The organism is Thalassotalea sp. SU-HH00458, from assembly GCF_040362795.1.
GTDB lineage: Bacteria > Pseudomonadota > Gammaproteobacteria > Enterobacterales > Alteromonadaceae > Thalassotalea_H > Thalassotalea_H castellviae.
In genome coordinates this window covers 151,376-176,584 of record NZ_BAABWW010000006.1, presented here as the reverse complement: position 1 = coordinate 176,584, position 25,209 = coordinate 151,376, and the positions used below count along the sequence as shown (strand labels likewise).

General features: G+C 37.5%; 17 protein-coding genes. 11 read left to right on the top strand and 6 right to left on the bottom strand.

What is annotated here, in order from left to right; all coding sequences use genetic code 11:
- The first annotated feature begins 14 nt into the window (after positions 1-14).
- From mads1 to ABXH06_RS11000, 5 genes are all read left to right on the top strand, one after another.
- Positions 15-197: a methylation-associated defense system helix-turn-helix domain-containing protein MAD1 gene (gene mads1, locus ABXH06_RS11020; RefSeq protein ID WP_353518257.1), complete on the top strand. Its 183-nt coding sequence runs from the start codon at positions 15-17 to the stop codon at positions 195-197.
- Positions 194-3,076: an SNF2-related protein gene (locus ABXH06_RS11015; RefSeq protein ID WP_353518256.1), complete on the top strand. Its 2,883-nt coding sequence runs from the start codon at positions 194-196 to the stop codon at positions 3,074-3,076. Before mads1 ends, ABXH06_RS11015 begins: the two co-directional genes overlap by 4 nt.
- A 76-nt stretch (positions 3,077-3,152) precedes the next feature.
- Complete coding sequence (locus tag ABXH06_RS11010) at positions 3,153-6,221, top strand: DNA methyltransferase (protein ID WP_353518255.1); 3,069 nt, start codon at positions 3,153-3,155, stop codon at positions 6,219-6,221.
- Positions 6,222-6,232: 11 nt separating this feature from the next.
- Positions 6,233-9,574 carry a DEAD/DEAH box helicase family protein gene (locus ABXH06_RS11005; protein WP_353518254.1) on the top strand — a complete coding sequence of 1,114 codons (3,342 nt, stop codon included), beginning with the start codon at positions 6,233-6,235 and terminating at the stop codon, positions 9,572-9,574.
- The gene (locus ABXH06_RS11000; RefSeq protein ID WP_353518253.1) at positions 9,575-10,318 is read left to right on the top strand and encodes a DUF2971 domain-containing protein; all 744 of its coding nucleotides are present in this window, start codon (positions 9,575-9,577) and stop codon (positions 10,316-10,318) included.
- Positions 10,319-10,322: 4 nt separating this feature from the next.
- Here the strand turns inward: ABXH06_RS11000 and ABXH06_RS10995 are convergent, their stop codons facing one another.
- The 3 genes from ABXH06_RS10995 to ABXH06_RS10985 form a co-directional block, all read right to left on the bottom strand.
- A complete protein-coding gene (locus tag ABXH06_RS10995; protein WP_353518252.1) occupies positions 10,323-10,625 on the bottom strand; it encodes a hypothetical protein in 303 nt (100 codons plus the stop codon).
- A gap of 84 nt (positions 10,626-10,709) precedes the next feature.
- Positions 10,710-11,966, bottom strand: coding sequence for a Y-family DNA polymerase (locus ABXH06_RS10990; protein WP_353518251.1), 1,257 nt, complete (start codon positions 11,964-11,966; stop codon positions 10,710-10,712).
- Positions 11,954-12,367: a LexA family protein gene (locus tag ABXH06_RS10985; RefSeq protein WP_353518250.1), complete on the bottom strand. Its 414-nt coding sequence runs from the start codon at positions 12,365-12,367 to the stop codon at positions 11,954-11,956. Before ABXH06_RS10985 ends, ABXH06_RS10990 begins: the two co-directional genes overlap by 13 nt.
- Positions 12,368-12,782: 415 nt before the next feature.
- Here ABXH06_RS10985 and ABXH06_RS10980 point away from each other — a divergent pair, with 415 nt between their 5' ends.
- Complete coding sequence (locus ABXH06_RS10980; protein ID WP_353518249.1) at positions 12,783-13,553, top strand: tetratricopeptide repeat protein; 771 nt, start codon at positions 12,783-12,785, stop codon at positions 13,551-13,553.
- 205 nt (positions 13,554-13,758) lie between these two features.
- Here the strand turns inward: ABXH06_RS10980 and ABXH06_RS10975 are convergent, their stop codons facing one another.
- From ABXH06_RS10975 to ABXH06_RS10965, 3 genes are all read right to left on the bottom strand, one after another.
- The gene (locus ABXH06_RS10975; RefSeq protein ID WP_311576861.1) at positions 13,759-14,361 is read right to left on the bottom strand and encodes an MlaC/ttg2D family ABC transporter substrate-binding protein; all 603 of its coding nucleotides are present in this window, start codon (positions 14,359-14,361) and stop codon (positions 13,759-13,761) included.
- A gap of 146 nt (positions 14,362-14,507) precedes the next feature.
- The gene (locus ABXH06_RS10970; protein ID WP_353518248.1) at positions 14,508-15,092 is read right to left on the bottom strand and encodes a TetR/AcrR family transcriptional regulator; all 585 of its coding nucleotides are present in this window, start codon (positions 15,090-15,092) and stop codon (positions 14,508-14,510) included.
- Positions 15,093-15,325: 233 nt separating this feature from the next.
- Positions 15,326-16,639 carry a M24 family metallopeptidase gene (locus tag ABXH06_RS10965; RefSeq protein ID WP_353518247.1) on the bottom strand — a complete coding sequence of 438 codons (1,314 nt, stop codon included), beginning with the start codon at positions 16,637-16,639 and terminating at the stop codon, positions 15,326-15,328.
- 216 nt (positions 16,640-16,855) lie between these two features.
- Between ABXH06_RS10965 and ggt the strand changes: the two genes are divergently transcribed.
- The 5 genes from ggt (at position 16,856) to ABXH06_RS10940 (ending at position 25,171) form a co-directional block, all read left to right on the top strand.
- Positions 16,856-18,607 carry a gamma-glutamyltransferase gene (ggt, locus tag ABXH06_RS10960; protein ID WP_503012494.1) on the top strand — a complete coding sequence of 584 codons (1,752 nt, stop codon included), beginning with the start codon at positions 16,856-16,858 and terminating at the stop codon, positions 18,605-18,607.
- A gap of 77 nt (positions 18,608-18,684) precedes the next feature.
- Entirely contained in the window at positions 18,685-18,936 is a 252-nt protein-coding gene (locus ABXH06_RS10955; RefSeq protein ID WP_353518246.1) for a hypothetical protein, read from the top strand.
- A gap of 203 nt (positions 18,937-19,139) precedes the next feature.
- Positions 19,140-20,450: a surface lipoprotein assembly modifier gene (locus ABXH06_RS10950; RefSeq protein WP_353518245.1), complete on the top strand. Its 1,311-nt coding sequence runs from the start codon at positions 19,140-19,142 to the stop codon at positions 20,448-20,450.
- Positions 20,451-20,460: 10 nt separating this feature from the next.
- Entirely contained in the window at positions 20,461-21,648 is a 1,188-nt protein-coding gene (locus ABXH06_RS10945; RefSeq protein WP_353518244.1) for a FecR family protein, read from the top strand.
- A 58-nt stretch (positions 21,649-21,706) separates the two neighbouring features.
- Positions 21,707-25,171 carry an Ig-like domain-containing protein gene (locus ABXH06_RS10940; protein WP_353518243.1) on the top strand — a complete coding sequence of 1,155 codons (3,465 nt, stop codon included), beginning with the start codon at positions 21,707-21,709 and terminating at the stop codon, positions 25,169-25,171.
- Positions 25,172-25,209: the final 38 nt, after the last annotated feature.

Here is a 25,209-nt window from a genome sequence, read left to right as displayed (position 1 = left end):
AGATAACACTCTAGATGGCAGACCAAATATTAACCTTGAAAGAGGTAGCCTCTTATTTAAAACTGGCGGAGAAAACAGCTTATAGATTAGCGAGTGAAGGAAAGCTACCCGGCTTTAAAGTTGGTGGAAGCTGGCGATTTAAAGCCGAAGATATTGAGCATTGGATTGAAAAACAAAAGAACAAGGAAGTAAAATGAATATCACTCCATATCACACAAAATACTTTGCGCACGAACTATCTATTCTTCATGCAAACAACGGCGTTGATAGACTTTCACAATCGTTATTCGACGCAAGTGTTGACTTAAACCCACACCAAATTGAAGCAGCCTTATTTGCACTTGATAACCCTTTAAATAAAGGTGTAGTTCTAGCAGATGAAGTTGGGTTAGGTAAAACAATTGAAGCTGGTTTAGTGCTATGTCAGTACTGGGCAGAGCGAAAACGTAAACTTCTTATTATTTGCCCAGCTTCTCTTCGTCGTCAATGGGCACAAGAACTACAGGAAAAGTTTAACCTTCCGTCGCAAATACTGGATGCTAAAACTTATAATCAACTTCAAAAGTCAGGTATATATAATCCATTAAATAATAAGCAAGTAGTGATCATGTCATATCATTACGCAGCAAGGCTTGAAGAAAAACTCGTAGGCCAAATGTGGGATCTGGTCGTTATTGATGAAGCTCACAAATTACGTAACGCCCATCGTGAAAGTAATAAAATGGGACAAGCGCTCACGCGAGCATTATTTGGCAGAAAGAAACTCCTACTTACAGCAACACCTCTGCAAAACTCCTTGATGGAGTTATACGGTATGTCAACGCTGATAGATGAACATATCTTTGGTGATGACAAAGCCTTCAGAAAACAATTCATGCAAGGTGATAGTGACCAGCAAGAATTAAAAGAACGTCTTGCTGCTTTTGTTAAACGCACACTACGTAAACAAGTACTCGAGTATGTAAAGTATACTCAACGAAAAGCATTAACCGTTCCTTTTACGCCATCAGATCAAGAACAAGCCTTATACGATGCTGTTTCAACGTTTATTGAAAAAGACGACAGCTACGCATTACCTAAACGACAAAAGCACTTAACAGGCCTAATATTACGCAAGCTACTTGCCTCAAGCTCCCATGCTGTATTGAACACACTTCAAGTCATGAAGCGCCGCCTAGAGCAGTTGAAAGAGCAACGAGATGATCACGAAGATGATTTGCTGCGCACTATCATTGAAGATGACGATTTAGAAACTGACTACTTAGACGAAGAAGACATCGATGAGTTGCTTGATGAAGACACAGCGAAAGAAGTTATTGATGATAAACGCTTAGAGAATGAAATAAAGGAACTTGAAGGTTTTATCTCACAAGCGCAAGGCATTAATAACGACGAAAAAGCAAAAGCCCTATTACAAGCCTTAGAGCTTGGTTTTTCACAAATGGCTGAAATGGGCGCGGCCCAAAAAGTTATCATATTTACAGAATCCAAAAGAACACAAGCCTACCTTGCAGCGTTCCTTGCACAGCATGGTTTTAAAGACAAAATAGTCACATTTAGTGGTTCCAACACTCACAGTGAAGCAACCGAAGTATATAAATCATGGCGCGATAAACACGCAGGTTCAGATATAGTCACCGGCTCCCCACAAGTAGACAGAAGAACAGCGTTAATTGAGCACTTTAGAGATAGTGCCGAAGTAATGATAGCTACAGAAGCTGCCGCAGAAGGTGTTAACTTACAATTTTGTTCATTACTGATAAATTACGATTTACCATGGAATCCACAGCGCGTAGAGCAACGCATAGGTCGTTGCCATCGTTACGGCCAAAAGTTTGATGTGGTTGTTATTAACTTCATGAATCAACGTAACTATGCGGATCAACGAGTACTTGAATTGCTCACTCATAAATTCACTTTATTTGATGGTGTATTTGGCGCATCTGATTCAGTGCTAGGTAGCCTTGAAAGTGGTGTTGATTTTGAAAAACGTATTCAGCAAATTTATCAAGAGTGTCGCTCGCCAGCAGAAATTGAAGCGGCTTTTGAAACATTACAAAAAGAACTTGAAGCCGATATCAACGTTAAAATGCAGCAAACACAAGAGGCGCTACTAGAGCATTTTGATGAAGATATACATGATTTACTCAAAATAAAGTTAGACCAAGCAAACGAGCGCCTTGATAAAGTATCTCGGTGGTTTTGGGCCGTGACTCAGCACCAGCTTCAAGAGAAGGCTTATTTTAACGAGCAAGACTATACCTTTACCTTAACTAACCAAGTAGCCGAACAAGCTCAAGGTAAGTACCAGCTTATTCGTAAAGGCACACAACCTGAAAACACAGCTAAACAAGCTATTGACAGTCATGCGCACAAATACCGTATTACACACCCCTTAGGTGAGTATGTAATCGATAATGCAAGAGTGACTGGCACGCCTAAGAGTGAGATAATATTTGACTATCAAAACCACCCTACAAAGGTATCGGTAGCAGAAAAACTACAAGGCCAATCAGGCTGGCTATCATTAAACTTGCTAAGAATAGAAGCTTTTCAAACAGAAGAGCACTTAGTCTTTACTGGTATTACCGATAAAGGCCAGTTAATTGATGCAGAAGCGTGTAAAGCGCTGTTTAATGTTGGTGCTACAAGTGGGGGGAGTATTGAATCTGCTACTCCTGAAAAGCTCATTGAAAACCAAGCAAGGCAACTTGATGCCAAGCTTGCAGAAGCAATGGATTTGAATAACCAATACTTTCAGGAAGAAAGAGATAAGCTTGAAAAGTGGGCAGACGATAAAGTACTGGCAGCAGAACAAGCCCTTGTAGATACTAAAAACCAAATAAAATCTCTTAAAAGAGAAAGCCGTCATGCTGTCTCAGTAGAAGAGCAACAACAAATGCAAAAACAACTAAAGGATTTAGAGCGTAAGCAACGACAGCAACGCGCTGAAATATGGGATGTTGAGGATGAAATTGCAGAAAAGCGTGATGCACTTATTACCGCATTAGAAGTACGAATGAAGCAAAAAACAGAAGTTAAAGAATTGTTTACGGTGCGATGGTCAGTGGCTTAACCGGCTTTTAGAGTATTAAAACAGCAGCACTGAATCAATTTACCGTTAGTTAAAAAATTAAAGAGCAAAACCTAATATGAGCAAGTACAACGAACTAGTAAAAAAATTAAAAGAGATTTTTCAGATTGACCGTCCAGAGTTGGACTTTGGCATTTACCGTATCCTTAATGCAAAAGCTGATGAAATAAATAACTACCTAGAAAATACACTTAAACAAAAAATAAGTGATGCGTTAGCAACAGCAGGCAATGCCAATAAAGCAGAACTTGAAAAACAATTAAGCTCAGCTATTAAGGCCGCAGAAGATGCGGGTTTCAATCCTGAAGATAGCCCCAAAGTAAAAGACTTACGCCAGCAAATTATTACTACATCACAAGGCGCTAACGAGCACGAAAATGCAGTGTTCACCCACTTACTGTCGTTTTTCTCTCGCTACTACGATAGTGGAGACTTTGTGAGTAAGCGTCGTTATAAGGGCGATACATACGCTATTCCCTATGCGGGTGAAGAAGTGATGTTACATTGGGCAAACAAAGACCAGTACTACATAAAAAGTGGTGAAAACTTCGCTAATTACTCGTTCAAACTAGATGATGGGCGAAAAGTTAGTTTTAAGTTGTTAGCGGCTGATACAGCAAAAGATAACCGAAAAGACAATGACGCAGATAGGCGCTTTGTTTTAATTGAACCACATACTCGTACTAAATTTGACGAAGAAGGCAATGAGTTCGAAGAAGAGTACCAACCAGTTACCGTTGTTAAATCAGAAGGTACCGAAGAGCTGGTTATTCAGTTTGAATACAAAACCGTTAAAAAAGGTACCAAACAAGATGTGTTAGTTACAGACGCACTAAAAACAATAATGAGTAATCAGCTAGTACAAAGTACTTGGGCAGATATAACCAAACGTGAGCCTACCGAGAAGAACCCTAATAGAACGCTGCTTGAAAAGCACTTAACGACTTACACTCAACGTAATACCGCAGATTACTTTATTCATAAAGACTTAGGTGGCTTTTTATCTAATGAGCTAGATTTTTATATTAAAAATGAAGTGATGAATTTAGATAATGTACAAAACGCTGAGGTTTTTGCTGATATTGAAAAGCAGCTACGTATGATTCAATGTTTGCGTTCAATTTCGAAGGATATTATTAGCTTTCTATCGCAGTTAGAGAATTTTCAAAAAAAGCTTTGGACTAAGAAAAAATTTGTTATTAAAGCTGACTTTTTAGCCACGATCGACATAGTTCCTGAAGAGTTATATACAGATGTTGTCAAAAATGATGAGCAATGGAACGAATGGGAAGGGTTAGGTTTCACATTCGAAAGTAAAGATAAAAACACCTTGTTAAACAGTCCTTATCTGATGTTAAACACCCGGTTATTTGATTCTGAATTTTATGAAAAATTACTAATTTCTATAAATAACCTTGAAGAAAAAATAGATGGCTACCTTTACCATAGTGATAATTATCAAGCTCTAAATCTTTTAAATAAAAAATATAATGAGAAAATTAACTGCATATATATAGATCCGCCTTATAACTCCCCATCTAGTGAAATTGCATATAAGAATAGCTTTAAACACTCATCATGGTTAACACTCATGGATAATCGATTAGAAAAGAGCAAGTCGCTTATTTCAGAAGATGCGGGGGTAGTTATTGCTATAGATAAATATGAACAAAATGGGTTAGAGCGACTATTAAAACAAAATTTCTCTAGTTATAAAGTTACTAATATTCCTGTAGAGCATAATAAGAAAGGCGTTCAAGGTGATGGTTTCTCATTCACGAATGAATTTGCAGTTTTTGCTGTCCCCGATTTAAAAGGCATTGTAAATCGAAAAACACTCCCTGAAATTGAGTGGGAGTATGATAACTTACGAAATTGGGGCGGTGAATCTCTGCGTACGGACGGTAAAACTTGTTTTTATCCTATCATAGTAAAAAATGATAAGGTAATTGGATTCGGTGATGTATGTGAAGAGAGCTTTAGTCCTGACTCTGCAAATGTTCACCAAGCCGATGGTAGTGTTTGGGTTTACCCTATAGATAAAAAAGGAATTGAAAGAAAGTGGAGATTTGCACGGGATACTGTAGAAAAAATTATTGATATTTTAAAGGTTAAGGTATCTAACGACGGGTTAATTCAAATAGAAAAAGCTAAAGCTGATGCCCCCTATAAAACTGTTTGGTACTCATCTCTTTTCAATGCAGGTGATTATGGTACTAAAGTACTTACAGACATGGGGTTTGACAAAAAATTATTTGATTTCCCTAAATCAGTACATACAGTTATTGAGTCAATTTCAGCTATATGTAAGCCTCACAACGATAACATAGTCCTAGATTACTTTGCTGGTTCAGGAACTACTGCACAAGCAGTTAAGAATATTAATTTAAAAAACAATACTAAAATGAAATTTAAGCTTGTTGAGCAAGGTGAGTACTTCAACACTGTTATTATACCTAGAATCCAAAAAATGAGTTACACACTAGATTGGAAAGGAGGCAAACCAGTTAATAATGAGGGGGGGTCACAATTAGTCAAAGTCGTTACTTTAGAAAGTTACGAAGACACACTGAATAACCTCGAAATTAAGAAAACTCAGCAAACATCTGATTTGTTTGAAATGATGAATGAAGAAGCAAAGTCTAACTATCTGCTAAACTATATGCTTGAAACTGAAAGCAAAGGCTCTTTATTAAGTACAGATGACTTTAAAAAGCCGTTTAATTACAAGATGAAAATAGCGGTTGATTCAGCTGGTGCGAGCGAAGAGCAGAATATAGATTTAGTTGAAACCTTTAACTACCTGATTGGTCTTCACGTTAAAACTATTGAATCAAACCTAGATAAAGGTTATGTGCGTATTGAAGGTACACTCCCCTCAGGTGAACGCGCGTTAGTTTTATGGCGTGACTGCGAAAAAATTCAATATGATGATTTTACTAAATTTGCGATCCGTTTTGATTTATTTGCCAAGCAAAAAACTTTTGATGTCATTTATGTAAATGGTGATCATAACTTACCTACAGCTTTTACTAATGATGAAGATGACGTTACGCGCACACTGAAGCTACGCCAAATCGAACCTGAATTTTTAGAGCAAATGTTTGCTCCTGACGAATTAGCGTAAGGAGTAAAGCTATGGCTATAGGTAAAGCAACTAAAAAGAAAACTAATAAAAAGCTCAGTTTTCATCAACAACTGGTGTTAAACCGATTTATGTATCGTTTTTTTACTGATGGTACATTACAAGGGTTAAAGTCTCGTTTGGGTGAAGACCGCTTTGAAGGCATTCATGATGATGGGCAAAGTAATTACTTTCATGAATTATGTAACAACTACTTTAACGCTGAGCTTATTAATAGTGATGACTTAAGGCGGTATGACTTAAATATTGTTAATCATTGGCAGCAAATTACTGAGCACCGCAATCGTAAAGAAGACACTGTGATGAATATGAAGTATTTTCAGTATTTGTCACTGCTGTTTACGGAAATTTATTTAGACTTTTACTTTAATAAAAAGCAGTTACTACTTGATGGCTTAAACCAGGAGCTTGCTGTATTTAATAAAGAACAAAAAGCGGCTGATAACTTTCAAGAATATATTTTAGACGAGCTAAACAAGCTTGCTTTTTGGAATGCCACAGGCTCAGGTAAAACACTGCTGCTACATGTAAATATTTTACAGTATTTACATTACTATCAAGCAGGTAATTCGCACAACTACCCGGATAAAATAATATTACTAACCCCGGATGAGCGCCTATCCGCACAGCATTTAAAAGAGTTACATGATTCAGGCTTTGATCATGTAAGGCTGTTTGACAAAAACGGTAACACGCCATTCAGAGGCACAATAGAAGTTATTGATATTAATAAGCTTGCCGATGATATGGGTGATAAAACTGTTGCAGTAGAAGCCTTTGAAGGTAATAACCTGGTACTTATTGATGAAGGCCACAAAGGTACAGGTACGGCTGCAGGTGCTTGGATGCGACGCCGCGACACCTTAACAAAAGACGGTTTTGCGTTTGAGTACTCAGCAACCTTTGGCCAAGCAGTCGCTGACGGTAAAACCGTTGAAGCTGTAAAAACAGACATTCAAAAGAAAAAAGCTAAAATGCTTTTTGAAACAACTGCGTTAAACAAACTAGACGAAGACCAATTAGCTAAGCTTGAGCTAGATTATGCAGAGCTCCGTGATGCACGTATTCAAGCAACACGAGAAGTGTATGGTAAGTCTGTACTGTTTGATTACTCATATAAATTTTTCTATGAAGATGGCTATGGTAAAGAGTCGTTAATACTCAACTTAGGCGATGATAAAAGCGAAGAGCGCCGCTATGAATATTTTACTGCTTGTTTGTTAAGCTTTTATCAACAGCAATTTTTGTATAGTAAAAGCGAAGAGCAGCTAAATGAGTTTAATATTGAAAACCCGCTTTGGGTTTTTGTGGGGAGCTCGGTTTCTAAAGAAGATTCTGATATTCAGCAAGTGGTTAAGTTTTTAGCGTGGTTTTTAAATAATGAGAACCAAGCTAAAGCGTGGATTAAGGACCTAGTTGCCAATAAAGCACGAATACTCGATACCAAAGAACGAAATATATTTCACAACCGCTTTACGCCGTTAATGGGTACAGGCAAAGACGAGTCGCAAATCTATTTAGATATTTTAAACCGGTTGTTTAATACCACTTATACTGGCCAGCGTTTAATTGTTGTTAATTTAAAAGGCAGCAAAGGTGAGTTGGCACTACGTGTAGGTACATCGGAGCCGTTTGGCCTGATAAATGTTGGTGACTCATCCGCCCTTTATAAGGCTCTAGAAAAAGAGCAGTCATTTGATTATATAACCGATGACTTTGCTAAAACTTTATTTAACACCATCAATGATAAAGATTCTAAGCTAAACATTTTAATTGGCTCTCGTAAGTTTACCGAGGGGTGGTCTAGCTGGCGCGTATCAACAATGGGCTTGCTTAACATAGGCCGTGGCGAAGGCTCACAAATAATTCAGTTATTTGGCCGTGGTGTGCGCTTAAAAGGTAAAGATTATTCTTTAAAACGCAGTACACCTTCGCAAAGACCTAAAGGTTTGCACCTTGAGAAGCTTGAAACACTTAATATTTTTGGCGTGCGTGCTGATTATATGGCGACTTTCAAGCAGTACCTCGAAGCGGAGGGCATCACGCCTAGCGATGAGATCCTTGAATTAGATTTTGAAACCAGACCAAGTCTACCAAAAACTAAGCTGAAGACTTTAAAACTTAAAGACGGTTATAAAGATAACCAAAAGAAAGGATTTAAACGCGTACACTTCCCTAATTTATACGAAGTGCCAGCAGAGTTTAAGGGGAAAATTAAAACGCCTCATATTAAGCTTGATTTGTATCCAAAACTTGAGGCATTAAGCACTACTGACACGGGTGATAAAACGCCAGCATCTGATCGCATGCCAAGAAACATAGATTATAAGGTGATAGCGGCGTTTGACTTTGAGCGTATTTATTTAGCACTTCAAGATTTTAAATTGCAACGAGGCTGGAGTAATTTAAGGCTCGACAAAAAGCGTTTAGAAAACTTTTGCTTAGGGAAAACTGATATAGGTAATTCTTGGTACACTTTGCTTATCCCCGCTCAAGATCTTGAGATAAAGCTCTATAGTGATATTCATAAGCAAGAAAATATTATGATCCGTTTGCTAGAAGATTATACAGATAGGTTTTATAAAGCTCTAAAAAATGCCTATGAGGGTCAGTTTTTTGAAGTGACTCATGTTCATGAAGACGATCCTGGTATGCTCAAAGTTTATAATTTTGAAATAGATGAATCAGATGATGGATTTGAGTATTCCGCTAGGTTGGAAGAGCTACAAAAAATAGTTGCAAGTGGTGATGTTGGTGAAGCTAAAAAATGGGAAGCTCCTGGGGTAGTTGCTGTGACATTTGATAAGCACTTGTATTACCCCCTAATGTCGATCGATAAAGATGCTGGCCTACCATTAAAAATGCGTCCGATGGCGTTTGATGCGCCAAGTGAAATTCAGTTTGTAACAGAGCTGCAAGAGTTTGTTGATTCAAAACGAGGCCAGGAAGTAATTGGCGACAAGAGTATTTATTTGCTCCGTAATGCTGATACTAAAGCCAAAGGTTTAGGCTTCGCGTTAGCAGAGAACTTTTATCCTGACTTTTTATTATGGCTGGTGGACGACTCAACGGGCGAACAATGGCTTAGTTTGATAGACCCTAAAGGTATACGCCAAATTGATTTAAACAGCGGTAAATTTGGCTTGTATAAAGAGATCAAGAACTACGAGCAAGACAACCTGAACCTCAGTTCATTTATTCTATCAGGTACATCGTTTAATGATTTATTAAATGTCAGTTTATCTAAAGACGAGCTAGAAGATGCCAATGTGGTATTCATGGAAGATGGAAAGGATGTTTATTTAGAGAAAATAATTAGGGGTATGGTTGCTTAAATGAGCAAAGAAAACTGCATAGGGTTTGATGAAAGCAAGTCGCTAGAAAATAAAAAATTATATAGAGTTTTTTCAATTGAAAGGCTATTGGAATTATTTACAAAAAAAGAACTGACTCTCGTTAAACCAAGTGCATGGGATGACCCATTTGAAAACTACATATTAAACGCTACTGCTGTCAACGAGAATGGTACAACATTCACATTTGACGTGCGAGAACATATTTATGGGCAATGTTGGTCTGAAACTCGTGAATCTGATGCCATGTGGCGAATATATTCGCCCAACATCACTGGTGTCAAAATACGTACTACGATAGGAAAGTTGAATGATTCGTTTAAACTCAATTATGAGATTAACCCACAACAAATTTTTATAGGGAAAGTAGCTTATCAAAGTCAAAAAGATTTAATTCTTCGTGCTGAAAATCGCATTGAAATGCAGAAACAACTTGTAAGCAATAAAACGGTAGGGTTCGCCAAAACATTATTATTTAAGAGAAAAGAGTTCTCTCATGAAAATGAAGTAAGAATAATATGTATATATGAAAAATCATCTCAAGGGGAACCCTTATACAGTGTAAAAATAGACCCTTACAAATTAATAGATCAAGTTGTATTTGATCCACGAATAGACCAGGAACTATTTAAAGTGTATCAAGCTCATTTAAAGAAGATTGGCTTTGAGGGAAGTGTAATACGTTCTACCCTGTACGAATTACCTCAATTAAAGGTAAATATATAATTAACTACTGCCAATGCTCAGGTATTGTTAATTCAAATGAGTTTGCAGCGTACTTGAGCATTGATAATATTTCTTTATGCCTAGACTGATCGTAAGTCTGATTTTTATTCTTCAGTTCTACAAGCCCTTGTAATTCAGGCAAGTTGAACATATTCAATTTATAAAAGTTACCCCAGTTAGCGACACCAAATAAGTTGTAAATGGTCTCTGTTCCATCTCGCTCACTAGCAAGACGCTTCTCACCAGTAATCAACGTTTCAGCTTTTTCAGCTTCGTTACGATCTTCGTAGGAATTTAGTAGTTGCATTTAATAAAGTGGTACTTTTTAGGTGTTTTTTTAAATATATAAAATGATAATATAAAGAACATGTATTTTATATTAATTCTTCAACTAACAATTTATCTTAGGTATATCTCGCCAGCAACTTGTATATTTCGGAGATAGAAAACTACGGCGCATTTGCCATTTTTCTGCTTTTCCTTCACTCGCTAATGTCATAGCGCCTTGACCATAGCGTTGATTCACTTTGTCAAAGCAAGTCATTATTAAAGGGCTTGGTTGCAAAGGCGTGAATAAATCAGGTTGTTGGTATTGTTGACTTTCAAGGCTGATAGCACCAATACCACAACGATAAAAGCAAATTCCTGTTTGAAAAATGTCATGTAATGCAATACTAATAGCTGATGCTATTTGACTACTGTTATTTGTTGCTATAGGAAAGTCATACACAATAGACTTTTTATAGTACTGGTTATCATGTGGTGAATTTGAAGCGAAGATAAGTAGGCGTTTAACCAATGAATGTTGCTGGCGCAACTTCCTACCAACAGTCGAACCGTGTGTAACTAGTACATACATGAGTGATTGATAATCCGTTATTCTTTGACCAAAACTACGTGTTGAAAATATCTCTTGTTTAGGTGCTTTTACTTCATCCCAAGATAAACATGGTATGCCGTTTAATTCATTAACTGTTCGCTCTACAACGACACTAAATTGTTTTCTCATATTATGTGCTGATTGCTGCGCGAGTTGCTCTGCCGTGTTAATCCCCAATAGATTAAGTTTCTTACCTAATCTGCTTCCAATCCCCCAAACATCAGTAATTTCCATCCGTTTAAGTATTTTCTTACTTGATTCGTTGTTATCAATAACAGCAACACCATTAAAACCACTAAGCTTTTTTGCAGCATGATTAGCCGCTTTAGCTAGGGTAGGGGTTGTACCAAAGCCTACACCCACAGGTAAGCGAGTTTCCTTCCAAATAGCCTTGCGGATCTCATGTCCGTATTTATGCCAGTCACGAATTAAACTATCGTAATTTTTAAACGCTAAAAAAGATTCATCAATAGAATAGATGTATTGATCATCACAGTACCTAGCAATGGTGTTCATCATGCGCTCACTTAAATCAGCATATAACTCATAGTTAGATGACCTTACAACAACGCCATGTTTATTTAAGAAGCTTTTAATTTGGAAGTAGGGCACAAACTTAGGAATACCTAAACGTCTCGCAATTGGGCATACAGCGCAAATACAGCCATCGTTATTGGTTAGTACAACAACGGGCTTATTTCGTATGCTGGGGTCGAATACTTTCTCTGCGCTGGCGTAAAAAGATACGGCATCTACTAATGCGTACATAAAGATATTTCAGGTGACTTCTGATGTAATCTAATTGAGCGAGTGACTACACCTTCAAGTTGAAACTCGTCTTCAGGTTTTATATGAACGGGAGGGTAGTGAATTGAAGCTGAAAGCAAAAGGGCTTGTGTTTTATCAATTAACTTACATACAAAACAACCATTGTAATTGGCGACAATAACGTCGCCATTTTTTGCCGTTAATGACCTATCTACTATTAATAGGTCTCCATTAAAAATACCAACATCCTGCATAGAGTCACCGTTAGCCTGACCAATAAAGGTAGCGTTTGGGTGTTTAATTAATAATTGGTCAAGTGATAAACCTAGTTCTTTGTACTCAGCTGCTGGCGATTCAAAACCACTGATGCCAGCTTCTGCAAATATTGGGATAACTTTCATAATGCACCTATGCTGTAAATGTATACAGTATAAATAATGATTGTGGTTTTGTTAAGTTATTTAACAGCATTGTTATTGATAGTAATTGAAGTACGAATGATAGTTATTTGTTTTTAATTGTTGGTTCTATGTTTGATATTTTTAATTGTAGTGATTGGTTCTTTTTTTGATACTATAGCTAGAGTAATGTAGAGAGGGATATTAGGTTTTATTTAAATCGGTTTATATCGAAATAGAGGTGACTTTGTTTTTTGGTTACACTGGATGTAACACTGGGCTTTAATTTTTTTATATTATTCGTTTTAAATCAATATATTGGCTTTATTTTACGACTGTCTCCGTCCCGCCATTCTTTTTCTAACCCTCGATTTCTCTAGGGTTTAGTAAATTCAAACGTCGCGCCAGCGCTTTACAAATGCTGAGTTACACGACGCAATCTATACCTGCAAATAAACTAGTACCTTATCTCACAAACAGTGAAGCACTATTACGTTTAAGTGCAGCAAAAGTTGGGTTGTTACTATCGCCAGTTGAGAGAGAAAAACACCTTAGCCCGTTGTTAAACGATAAGTTAAAAGCAATTAGGGTGGCAGCAGCGAAGAGTTTGGTGTCAACGACAATTTCCAGCGAAAACCAAACTTCATTTTCAAAAGCGTTTGAAGAATTAACTAAAGCAAGCGAGGTAAACAGTTGGAGAGGAGAAGGACGCATTAATCAAGCCGTGATAGCGTTAGAAGTTAACGATACCTTAGGCGCAGAAGCTTCACTCAAGCAAGCAATAAAGATAGAGCCATATTTTGATGTGGGCTATATAAACTTAGCTGATTTATACCGAAGTCAACAACGCTCATCGTTAGTGAGTTCAGTGCTTCGTCAAGGAATGAAGAATAACCCGTTATCTGGTGCGCTTACTTACTCTTATGGCTTACATCTTGTTCGCCAACAAAAGCTTGCTAAAGCGATTGAATACTTTGCTAAATCAATTCACCTTGCTTCACAAAACCCACAGTATGCCTATACCTATGTACTTGCAATGGATGGCACAGGGGATAGTCAAAAAGCATTGACCGAACTTAAAAGATTAACACCTAAGTATTCTAATAAAAGTCAGCTCAAAGAACTCGGCCTTTATTTATCACAAAAATTACGGAGTAAAGCAGATTACGATTGGTTTATGAATATTTAAAATGCTCTACCTTACTTTGCTAGAGAAAGTGAGGTATCACCATTTTACCGTGATCTCACACACCAGACTTTCGTTCTTAGTATTTCAATTTTCAATAGACGCTAAAAAATAACCGTAATGAAAAGCCCACATTATAAATTGTGGGCTTGTAGTGGTTAAATTTAATAGTTTATTCTTTGTTTAAAGGCCTAATTATCGTCAAAACTTACTTAGTAATTGACGCTAATTCTAGCGTTACTTGGTCAATACCATATTTGGCGATTCGGCCTTTAAATTCAGCTTGCTTACTGCTTAATAATGAAATGCCTTCAACAATTAAATCATATGCTTTCCATTGACCTGTTTTTTTGTTTTTTCGCATTTGAAAAGTCAGGTGAATATCTGGCTTGTTATTATCTACTATGGTTGCATTAACTGAGGCCATTTTGGCGGTGCTTTTGATAGTGCCTTTTTCATAAATAACCTTCTGATTTTTATATTGATTTAAGGCGTTTGCGTATGTTCTAACTAAGTAATGACGCATAGATTCAGTAAAGTTCTTTCGTTGCTCTTTGGTTGAGCTTTTTAAGTGCTTACCCAAAATTTTGTATGAAGCATATTTGTAATCCACAGAAGGGATTAACTCTTGTTCTACAATTTCACGCATTAATTCCGGAAATTTTGTCAATTCTTGCTGACTACTCGCTATGCGCCCAAATAACTTTTCACCTACCGATTTAATTTCTTGATAGGGCGATAATTGTGGTTGATTAGCTGCTTGTAGATTGAAAGCTAACAATATAATAACTAGAGCCGTAAATTTTTTCACAATGTGACCTTTGAAATTGCAGTGAGTTAATATAGTGCATTCTACATACCGACCATTCGGTCTGTAAATGTTTTTTTCATATTTAATTTCTACTTTGTTATTCGTAAAGAGAATATAGCTATCTAGGTGTGACTATAAGATGGAAGTTATTTTTTTAATTGACGGATGTAATTGCACAATTCGGCATTGACCTTACTAAACAACTCCTTGTTTTTCGCACTCTTGCTCAAACTTGACGAACCATGGAAACAAGAAACAATAAAATAAGCCACTTGATTAAAATCTAAGTTGTCTCTTAATTGGCTTGCAACCCGTTGCAGGTTTACGGCAATTAAGTGATTGAGCTGTTGTTGCATATTAAGAATTCTTAAACGAAATCCTTCATCGATCCCCGACATTTCTTGGCACAAATTATTGAGAGGACAACCACATACAACTTCGTCGCAGCTCATTTCTTTAGACATATTTTCAAAAAAATCACAAAGGCTTTCAATAGGATCGTCAGTTTCAACAGCTGGTGCCCACATTGATAGAAACATCGGCGTATAGATCTCTTCAAAGACGGCATAGCCCAGCTCCATCTTGTTTTCAAAATGGTGATATAAACAGCCTTTAGAAATATTACAGCGTTTAAGGATGATAGAAAGACTCGTAGCGGTGAATCCATTGTGATGGATTTCATCGGCACTAACTTCTAAAATTTTCTGACGTGTTTGCTCTGCATCTCTCATAACGAAAACCTCTTCATCCGATAAAGCTATATTAACCAACCGAACGGTTTGTGACTAGCGTTATTTTTATTCATTTGTATATAAATCACTTTAAAAAATTAGATATGTAGTTGTTTATAAATTGATAAATAACATATGACCCAAATTATTGAGCCATATGTTTTAGTGAGTTGCTGCTTCAGTGTGAAATATTGGCTTTACTAAGTTAACCGTTAAAACTGGCTATCTTTAGCTTATTTTACGGGCTGTAGTTTTGCTAACTTGCCAATTGGCGCATCAATTGAATCTGGCGGAATAGTAAACCATTGAGGGCCTGTTTCTGTCATGTACAGACAATCTTCAAGTCTTACGCCAAACTTTTCTGGTAAGTAAATCCCCGGTTCATTTGAAAAACACATGCCTTTAGCCAGTTTAGTTTTTTCACCATGCACAAAATTAATGCCTTCATGGCCTTTCATACCTATACCGTGGCCTGTTCGGTGTGATAAACCGGGTAATTTATAATCTGGCCCTAATCCTAAAGTTTCATAATATTGGCGCACGGCATCATCGACTAAACCGGCTTCTGTGCCAAGTTGTGCTTTTTCAAAAGCAATGCTTTGCCCTTGTCTAACGGTTTGCCAAATTTTCTTTTGCTCTGCACTCGCGTCACCAAAAACAAAAGTTCGGCTGATATCCGATTGATAACCATGAACACTGCAGCCGCAATCCATTAATACTACAGAGCCTTCCGTTAATGTTTGTTTCTGTTTGGTGCCATGCGGATAAGCACTGGCTTGGTTAAATAAAGCCATATTCCAAATACCACTACCGCCTAAGCTTGCTTGAGCTTTATGCATCAAGGTTTTAACATCAGCTTGTGTCATGCCTAATTCAAGGTTTGACCAAACGTGTTCATAAGCAGAAAGGGTAATTTCATTGGCTTTATGCATTAATTGTAATTCATGATCACTTTTAATCATTCGACAACCACGTGTAATAACATCGGCACTAACATCATGCATGGCTGGCAATAACGACATCACTTCTTGTAATACAAAGTATCTAACAGAATGTTCAAAGGCGACATTGCCGGCTTTAATGTTTCTATCGTTTAAAATTTGTTTGACGCGTTCAAAAGGACTTTCGTGTTCTTGCCATACTCTGACATCATTCCCAACAGCTAAAGTTTCACGAATACTGGGCTCTTCAAAAAATGGACAGACAACCGCAACATCACCGACTTGAGGGATAACTAACGCTGTCAGTCGCTCACTTCTCCACCATTGAATACCTGAGAAATAATCCATCGTCGCCCCAGGTTCTATGACCATTGCCGATATATTATGTTGCTTCATTAACTGTTGCGCTTTTTCGATACGTTTTAAGCGCTCTTTAACAGTAATAGGGGAAACAGTATCAGTGATATTGGTTAGCGTTTTTTTTCCAAAATCATTACTCGCTTGATTCGCCGTATTATAAGGCGATGAACTGGCCACCTTTCCTATTGATAAGGTGGCCATTGCCGCTGTGCTGAGCTTGAGAAACTTTCTTTTACTGATTGTCATTTTGTCTTCCTAGCTTACTATTTTTGATATGATTTATATTGCTTACGCTATAATTTTTCTATGGCCTGAGCAAGGCTTTATCAGATGAAAACCATTATTTTTAAGATGAAGCTGCTTTACATATAGTAGCGGGATTTATATGGTAATTTTAGTAGAGTAACGTAACGGCTTAGTTAAAATAATAATTTGAATTGCTACCAACTGATGAGATAACTAATGAGAAATCGCACATTAAGTAAAATAATAACACGGGTATTTGTCTTTATTTCAATTGGTAGCGGGCTACCTATAACAACTGTCATGGCAAATGCAGATAGAGTCACGGGTAAAACGTTTGCCACGCGTTCTGAAGTTATTGCACAGCATGGTATGGTGGCAACAAGTCAGCCGCTTGCGAGTCAAATTGGTCTCGAGGTATTAAAAAAAGGTGGTAATGCTATCGATGCTGCCATTGCTGCGAATGCCGCGTTAGGATTAATGGAACCCACTGGTAATGGGATTGGTGGTGATTTATATGCCATTGTTTGGCATGCCAAATCACAAAAACTTTATGGTCTTAATGCCAGTGGCCGATCACCCAAATTATTAAGTTTAAAACAGTTAAAATCTGACATTAACGCGTTAGACCGAGACACTATTCCTCCTTACGGCATGCTGCCTATCTCTGTGCCCGGAACAGTTGATGGTTGGTTTGAATTGCATAATAAATTTGGTCAAATGCCAATGAAAAGCCTGTTAAAACCTGCGATCGATTATGCCAATAAAGGCTTTCCAGTCTCTGAATTAATTGCCCATTATTGGAACTTAAGTGTGCCGCGTTTATCACCTCAAGCAGGCAGTTTTAAAACGACTTTTACTATAAACGGTAAAGCGCCTCGAAAGGGACAAGTATTTAAAAATCCTGAACTTGCCAATACTTTGTCGATGATAGCAGAGCAGGGCCGAGATGCTTTTTATCAAGGTGATATAGCCAAAAGTATTGATACCTTTATGAAAGCTAATGGTGGATATTTAAGGTATGAGGATTTTGCTTCACATACCTCAACGTGGGTTGAGCCGCTATCAACCAACTATCGTGGTTATGATGTGTTTGAATTACCACCTAATGGTCAAGGAATTGCTGCGCTGCAAATGTTAAATATTTTGGAGTTGTATGATTTACCAGCGATGGGGTTTTTAACGCCTGAAACTTTACATGTTATGACAGAGGCTAAAAAACTCGTTTTTGAAGACAGAGCGAAGTTTTATGCCGATCCTGACTTTGTTGATATTCCACTGAAAGGGTTAATTAGCAAACAATATGCGATAGAACGAAATAAACTCATTGGTGAAAAAGCGGCTAAGCGCGTTGATGCGGGCAATCCTGCAATGTATCAAGGAGATACCATATATTTAACCACGGCTGACCGCGAAGGCAATATGGTGTCACTCATTCAAAGTAATTATCGAGGTATGGGCTCTGGAGTCGTTGTGCCAGGTTTAGGCTTTGTTTTTCAAGACCGAGGCCAACTATTTTCGTTAGATGAAAATCATGCCAATGTTTATGCGCCTAATAAACGTCCTTTTCATACCATTATTCCTGCATTTGTGATGAAGGATAATAAACCCTTTATGAGTTTTGGTTTAATGGGGGGCGCAATGCAACCTCAAGGTCATGTGCAAATTATTACTAATATTGTTGATTTTGGTATGAACTTGCAAGAAGCCGGTGATGCCACGCGCTGGCAACATTATGGTTCTACAGAGCCTACTCAACTAAATGGCGACCAACTTACCAGTCGAGGTGAATTAGTGATTGAATCTGATATACCTTATCAAACCATTCGTGCACTGATGGATAAAGGCCATAAAATTGGTTTTGATCGCGGAGGTTATGGCGGTTATCAAGCGATAATGTGGGATGATAAGGAAAAAGTATATTATGGGGCATCAGAGTCTCGTAAAGACGGACAAGCTGTAGGTTATTAATATCCACATTATCTTTCGCTTTATCAAGCCCATGTTTGCAATTTATTGCTTACATGGGGTTCGACACATTTGTTAAAATGGCAAAACCTAATAAAAAAGGCCCAACACAAACAATCGAGGTTTTTTGCCGACAATGTAAAACGCTGTTATATAAATATCGAAAAGGTGGAAAAGGAGCCTTGGTGAAATGTTTCAAAGAGCGGATCATTTCTGACTATACTCTAAGGCCTTGTCATTGCCCTAATTGCCAACAATTATTCGCCAGAGAATTAATCATTCAAGGAGTTGGTGCTTATAAAATAATCAGTGCTAAAGTATATATAAAGTAAATAAATTAGTTTTTTTTCTTATTTTATATTAAATTACCCCTTTGGGTAATGTGAATTTAGTTTGTCATAAGGGAAGAAAAAGTTTAACTAACGTATGAATATTGTCACGAAAACGCGGTAAGTTTAGTGATATTTTTCGTGATGTACTAGTTATATAGTTTTAATCTAAGTCGTATAAAATTAAAAATTAGACAGGGTTTCGAATGAATAGATATGGTTTATTAATCTCCGCACTCCTTCCATTTTCGCTGATTACTCATGCGAATAATTACAGCGAAAAAGATTTACTTGATACATTAAAGTCAGAAATTGATAATCAAAATTACGCTAATGTCCTGTCTATTGCACAAAATTATCAAGATGAGTATTTAGGTGTTCCAGAATTTGATTTTCTTTTAGGTATTGCCGCCTTAGAAAGTGATCAAGTTGATGTGAGTGTCTTTGCCTTTGAACGAGTAGTCGCGAATAAACCAAACTGGTTAGATGCCAAGTTATATTTAGCAAAAGCATATTATCAATCATCAAATTACCAAGCCGCATTGGAACAATGCAATAGTATATTAGCCAGTGAAAAAATCGCTGAAAACCTCAACCAATTGGCAAATGCTTTATGTTCGAGCACGCGAGATAAGTTAGCGCAACAAGCTACCAGTACTAAACATCAATTATCGGCCAATATTGGTTTTGATGGCAATATAAATGCTGGTACCAACGAAGAACGTATTTTTCTACCATTTTTAAATGATTACGTTAATTTAGATGAGAATAGCCGTGAATTAAGCGATGAATATCTTAAGTTAAATTATCAGTTTCGTCGTAACACGGCTTTAACACAAACTTCAAAGTTCAGTATTAATAGTCAAATAAGCGCACAACAATTTGCCGATGAAACCGACTACAATCGTTTATCAGCGCAAGTTGGCGTGCAATACATGCAATCATTTGATGCTTTTGATTTTAATATTGGTGGACGTATTACGCCACTTTGGTTTGATGGCGATTATTACCGTCTTCAATCGTCTCTTTTAACGGGGGTACAAACCTCACTATCTGATAATTTTACTCTTGGCGGTCGGTTAATGCTGAGAAAAACCAGTAACCAAAGGCAAGCGTTATTAGATACCGATGATTATTCTGTTGCTATTACAAGTCATTATTATCAAAACAATTCACGCTATTCTTTGAGCATTGAGAGGCTTGAAGAAGATGGTGAGGTTGATAGTAACAGCCGAACGATTGATATGATTTCATTAAGTAGTTTATGGTTGATTAATCAGCAATGGTTAGCCGCCGTTGATTTGAGTTATCAAATGCAAGAGTATCGAGGACAACATCCTTATTACCTTGCGCAACGAGAAGATGATGTCTGGTTAGCGTCATCTTTCGTGCAATATCAAATGTCAAAGTCTTTTTCGTATCGGTTATCTGTCAATATGCAGGATAAAAACAGTAACTTAGATTTGTTTTCTTATCGACGTACAGACATTAATTTGTCAGCAACGATGAGTTTCTAGGGGAGTTAATATGATTAAAAGTAAGATGAAAAATTCAAGACCAATGCATGATAAAACGGGTATATCGAGCAAAATAAAATCGCTGATATTATTTACCTTGTCGTTTTGTTTGGTGTCTTCTAGTTACGCAAGTGTTGCCGGTAAAACTATTCTTGCCAAAGGTGAAGTACTAGCGATCGGTGAAGAAGGCACAGAAGTTCGGGCATTAAAACGTCGTTCGAAAATTTTTGATGTCGATGAGATTACCACTGGAAAATCTAGTAAAGCTCAATTTAATATGACAGATGGTGGTTTAATCACCTTAAAAGAAAGTACTAAAGTTCTGATCAGCGATTATCAATATGACGGTGAAACAGAACAAGGTTCAGCCACGCTTGAATTAGTGAATGGTGGTTTGCGATCAATCAGTGGCTTAATCAAAGCAAAAGGTGGCGATTATAAAGTAAAAACCCCCGTTGGCAGTATTGGTATTCGCGGTACACATTTTGTCGTGCAAGTCGTTGATGACAATGTGACCTTTGGCGTTTACAGCGGCAATATTGATGTGGATTTAACCGGTAGTGACCAAACTTTATCATTAGGTGAAACCGAAGATTTTGCCTTCGCGACTGTCGATGGCTCAGGTCAAGTTACTACGTTTACTCAAGCCCCCATCGCTTTATCAAAAGGTTTTGTCAGCGATGCTGTAGAAACGATTAGCGAAAGTACACAGCAAACAGATCAGCCATCCTCTCCAACTGTTGTTGACGAAGAAGTGAATGTAGCCTTCGATGCATCTGTTTATCAAGAGGAAGCATTACAAGCGATAAGTGATGAATCTATCGCTGATTTAATTAGTCAACGAAGTGGCTCAGTGACTTTTGATCAAATTGTAGAAAGCTCAATTAATTCATCGGTAGGTGATACGAGTAACTTTCAAATGAATATGACGGTTGATTTTGATAATGCTTCAGTGCCAGGCGGTTCATTAAGTTTTAATGATGCTCAAGGTGAGTGGTTGGCAACCTTTTCAGGCTTGATTAATATTGACCAACTTTCATTAGGTGTTAATTATGCTTCACATGGCAATAATAAAGCGCAAGGTAATATTTCAGCGGCATTTTCAAATGGACTCGATGAATTGTTAGGCAACTTTAACTTGTCTGAAATTGATGATGCTAGTGTCAATGCAGATGGCACATTTAAAATAAAACCATAAATATTAGTATTCAAACGTGTTGTTATCGTTTGAATAAAACCGAACAAGAGGTAGCTTTATGCGTACATTAAGTATCATTACCCTTACATCGTTAGTCTATTTAGTGGGCTGTGGCGGCTCGTCTGAAACTGCACAAGAAAATAATATTCAACCTGAGCCTCCAGTGACTGTAGCACCGGTAGAACCACAAAATACTGTGTCATTAGCTGGCATGTCAGGACAAGATAAACCGGTTAAACAACAAGTAGAAGGACAGGCGCTTACCAAAAGTGCGGTAGTTAAAACTAGTTTTGCGAATGCACAAGGCACGATTAGAAGTGCAACTGGCTCTGCAGCTGTGGTAGGAAATTTAACCTTAGGGGTCACAGCGCAAGATCCAGATGGTATTAAACAACTCTCTTTATATCTTCCTAAGATCAATCGATCTTTTATTTTATGTACTGATTCTTGTCTTGAAAATTCAGAAATTACCGTGACAGGATTAAATCCTCAATTATCAGGTGAGCAATCTGGCGATTTACGCATTGAATTAATTGTAAAAGATAGTCAAGACAATGAAACGTTAGCGGATACGCTCAGTGTTAATTGGCAACCTATTATTATTCCCTCGTTAAGTGCGGTGAGAGAAAACGGGACTATCTCTTTAACTTGGGGGGCTGCAAATTCAGCTCAACGTTATAATATTTATGCAGCAACTGATGCAGAACTTACTCGAGCCAATGTCCTTGAACTCGATAATGGCGTGCAATTTTTATCTCAAACGGCGACCAATATTCAGCTTACGGATCAAGATGAAAATAAACCTTATTATGTTATCGTCACGGCAATTAATAATGGCGGTGAAAGCGGTATGACAGCGCCTATCGTGATCCCGAGTCAATTTGTCGAAGTGAATTTACCGCCGATAGCAAGGGTAGATTCATTTCAAGTTAATGAAGATGAATCGTTATCGGGCAATGTGTTAATTAATGATGAAGACCCTGAAGGGGGCGAATTAACCGTTGAACTTGCCGCAACTCCGCCAACACAAGGCGAACTTGAATTAAATGCATCTGGGGAGTTTACCTATACCCCTAGAGAGAACTTTTTTGGCAATGACTCATTTCGCTATATTATTTCTGATGAACAAGGGTTAGAAGGTGAAGCTTTAGTAACCTTAACCGTTAATTCGGTCAATGACCTTCCTGTTGCACTGAACGATGTTTATACCTTATCAGCCAATAATAATATTGCTGTTAGTAGTCCTGGTATTTTAAGTAATGATAGTGATATTGATGGCGATACTTTAGTCGTTGAACCGACGCCCATTACTGCTCCTGAGTTCGGTAGTCTTAATCTGAATGATAATGGTAGTTTTACTTATGTTGCTAATAGCAACTTTGATCTCAGTGATAGCTTTGAGTATCAAATCTCTGATGGACAAGGGGGGACTCATAGTGCCACGGTAACTATTTTATCTTCAGCAGAATTTGCTGCGCCGATTGCCAACAATGATAGTTATCAAACCAATGAAGATATCACTTTAGTGGTGAACACAACAACTAATGGCATTTTAGGTAATGATCAAGAGCCGAATGGATTTGAATTTCAACTAGATGACACGCTTATTACTGAACCTCAGCATGGGCAATTAAATTTATCGCTAGATGGTACATTTACTTATATACCGGAAAGTAATTATGTAGGGGCTGATCAATTTCAATATCAAATAACCAGTACTACAGGTAAAACGGCACAAGCGACGGTGTCGATTAATATTTTATCTCAGCCTGATGCGCCGCTTGCAAATGATGATAATTATCAACTTGAAGAAGACCAAACTCTCTTTGTAGATGCTGAGCAGGGTTTGCTGATTAATGATTCAGATCCAGATGGTGGCACTATTTCTGTGGATCCTGTCGTTGTTAATCTACCTAGTCAAGGAGTCGTGGTGCTTCATGAAGATGGTAGTTTTGAATATACGCCAGTAGCAAACTTTAATGGTGTCGATTCATTTACTTACCAAATTATTAATGAGAGTCAGTTAACGAGTCAGGCGCAAGTGACCTTAACGGTGAGTGCTAAAAATGACGCACCGCTAGCACTGGATGATTTTGCTTCAACCGATCAAGGCGTTTCAATCACTATTGATGTATTAGCTAACGATATCGATATCGATGGTGGGCAACTGACCATTGAAAGTGCTGTAGCAGATACAGGGAATGTGTCCATCGTCGATAAAAAATTAGTTTATCAACCAGAAGATGACTTTTCAGGTATAGCGAACATTACATATATTGTGGCTGAGCCTGATGGATTAACTGCTTCTGCGTCAGTAACCGTAACGGTGAAAACGACAATAGTAGTCAATACTCCTCCTGTAGCGCTTAATGACAGCTTCAACTTAAATGAAGACACGGTATTTGATGGTGTTTCTGTTTTGGCTAACGATACCGATCAAGATAATGATGTTTTAACGGTTCAAACAACACCGGTAAATGATGTAAGTCATGGTGCATTGACGCTTTTTTCTGACGGAAACTTTGTTTACACACCAGCCAGTAACTTTAATGGCAATGATAGTTTTACGTATAGCATCAGTGACGGTCAAGGTGGTTTTGCTCAAGCAAGTGTTAGTTTAGTGATTAATGCGATAAATGATTTACCAGTTGCAGTTGGTGACAATATCAGTGTGAATGAAAATGAAACTCTTGAGAGAATAAATGTCTTATTAAATGATACTGATGTGGATAATGATACCCTGTCGCTTTCTACTACACCAATTTCTGACGTCACTAAGGGTGATTTAACTTTAAATAGTAATGGTGTCGTAAGCTATACGCCAACTCCTAGTTTTTTCGGTGCAGACAGCTTTATTTATGAGGTAAATGATGGGCAAGGTGGAACGGCAAAAGCGGGCGTTAATATCAACATTATTTCTACTAACGTTGCTCCTATCGCCAGTAATGATAGTTTTGAAATGGATGAAAACAGTATTTTACAAGGTATTTCTGTTCTTGAAAATGATACCGATAAGGACAACGATCACTTAACTGTTGTTACTACACCGATAACAGATGTTAGTAATGGTAGTCTTCAATTATATGAAGACGGTACATTCACCTATTCGCCAAGCCTTAACTTTGATGGTGTTGACAAATTTACATATCAGATTAAAGACCCTGAAGGGGCGACATCGCAAGCAACAGTGACGATAAAAATTTTAAATAGCTATACATCGCCCATTGCCTTTGATGATATTTATGCCATTATTACGGTACTTGGTATTGGGGATACATTAAGAGGTAATGTCCTAGATAATGACTTTGAACCAGAAGGTAGTGATTTAAAAGTCACTGAAACACCTATTACGAATGTTAAATATGGTGAGCTTTCTAAATTAGATGAAAATGGTAGTTTTGAATACACGCCTAACTTTGGTTTTTTAGGAACAGATAGTTTTGTTTATGAAATTTATGACGATAAAAACCCTAGTGCTGGAAAATGGACAGCAACCGTGACAATTGCTGTAATATCGCTTTAATATAATGATAAGTGATACGTCTACCTATAAAATGAGTA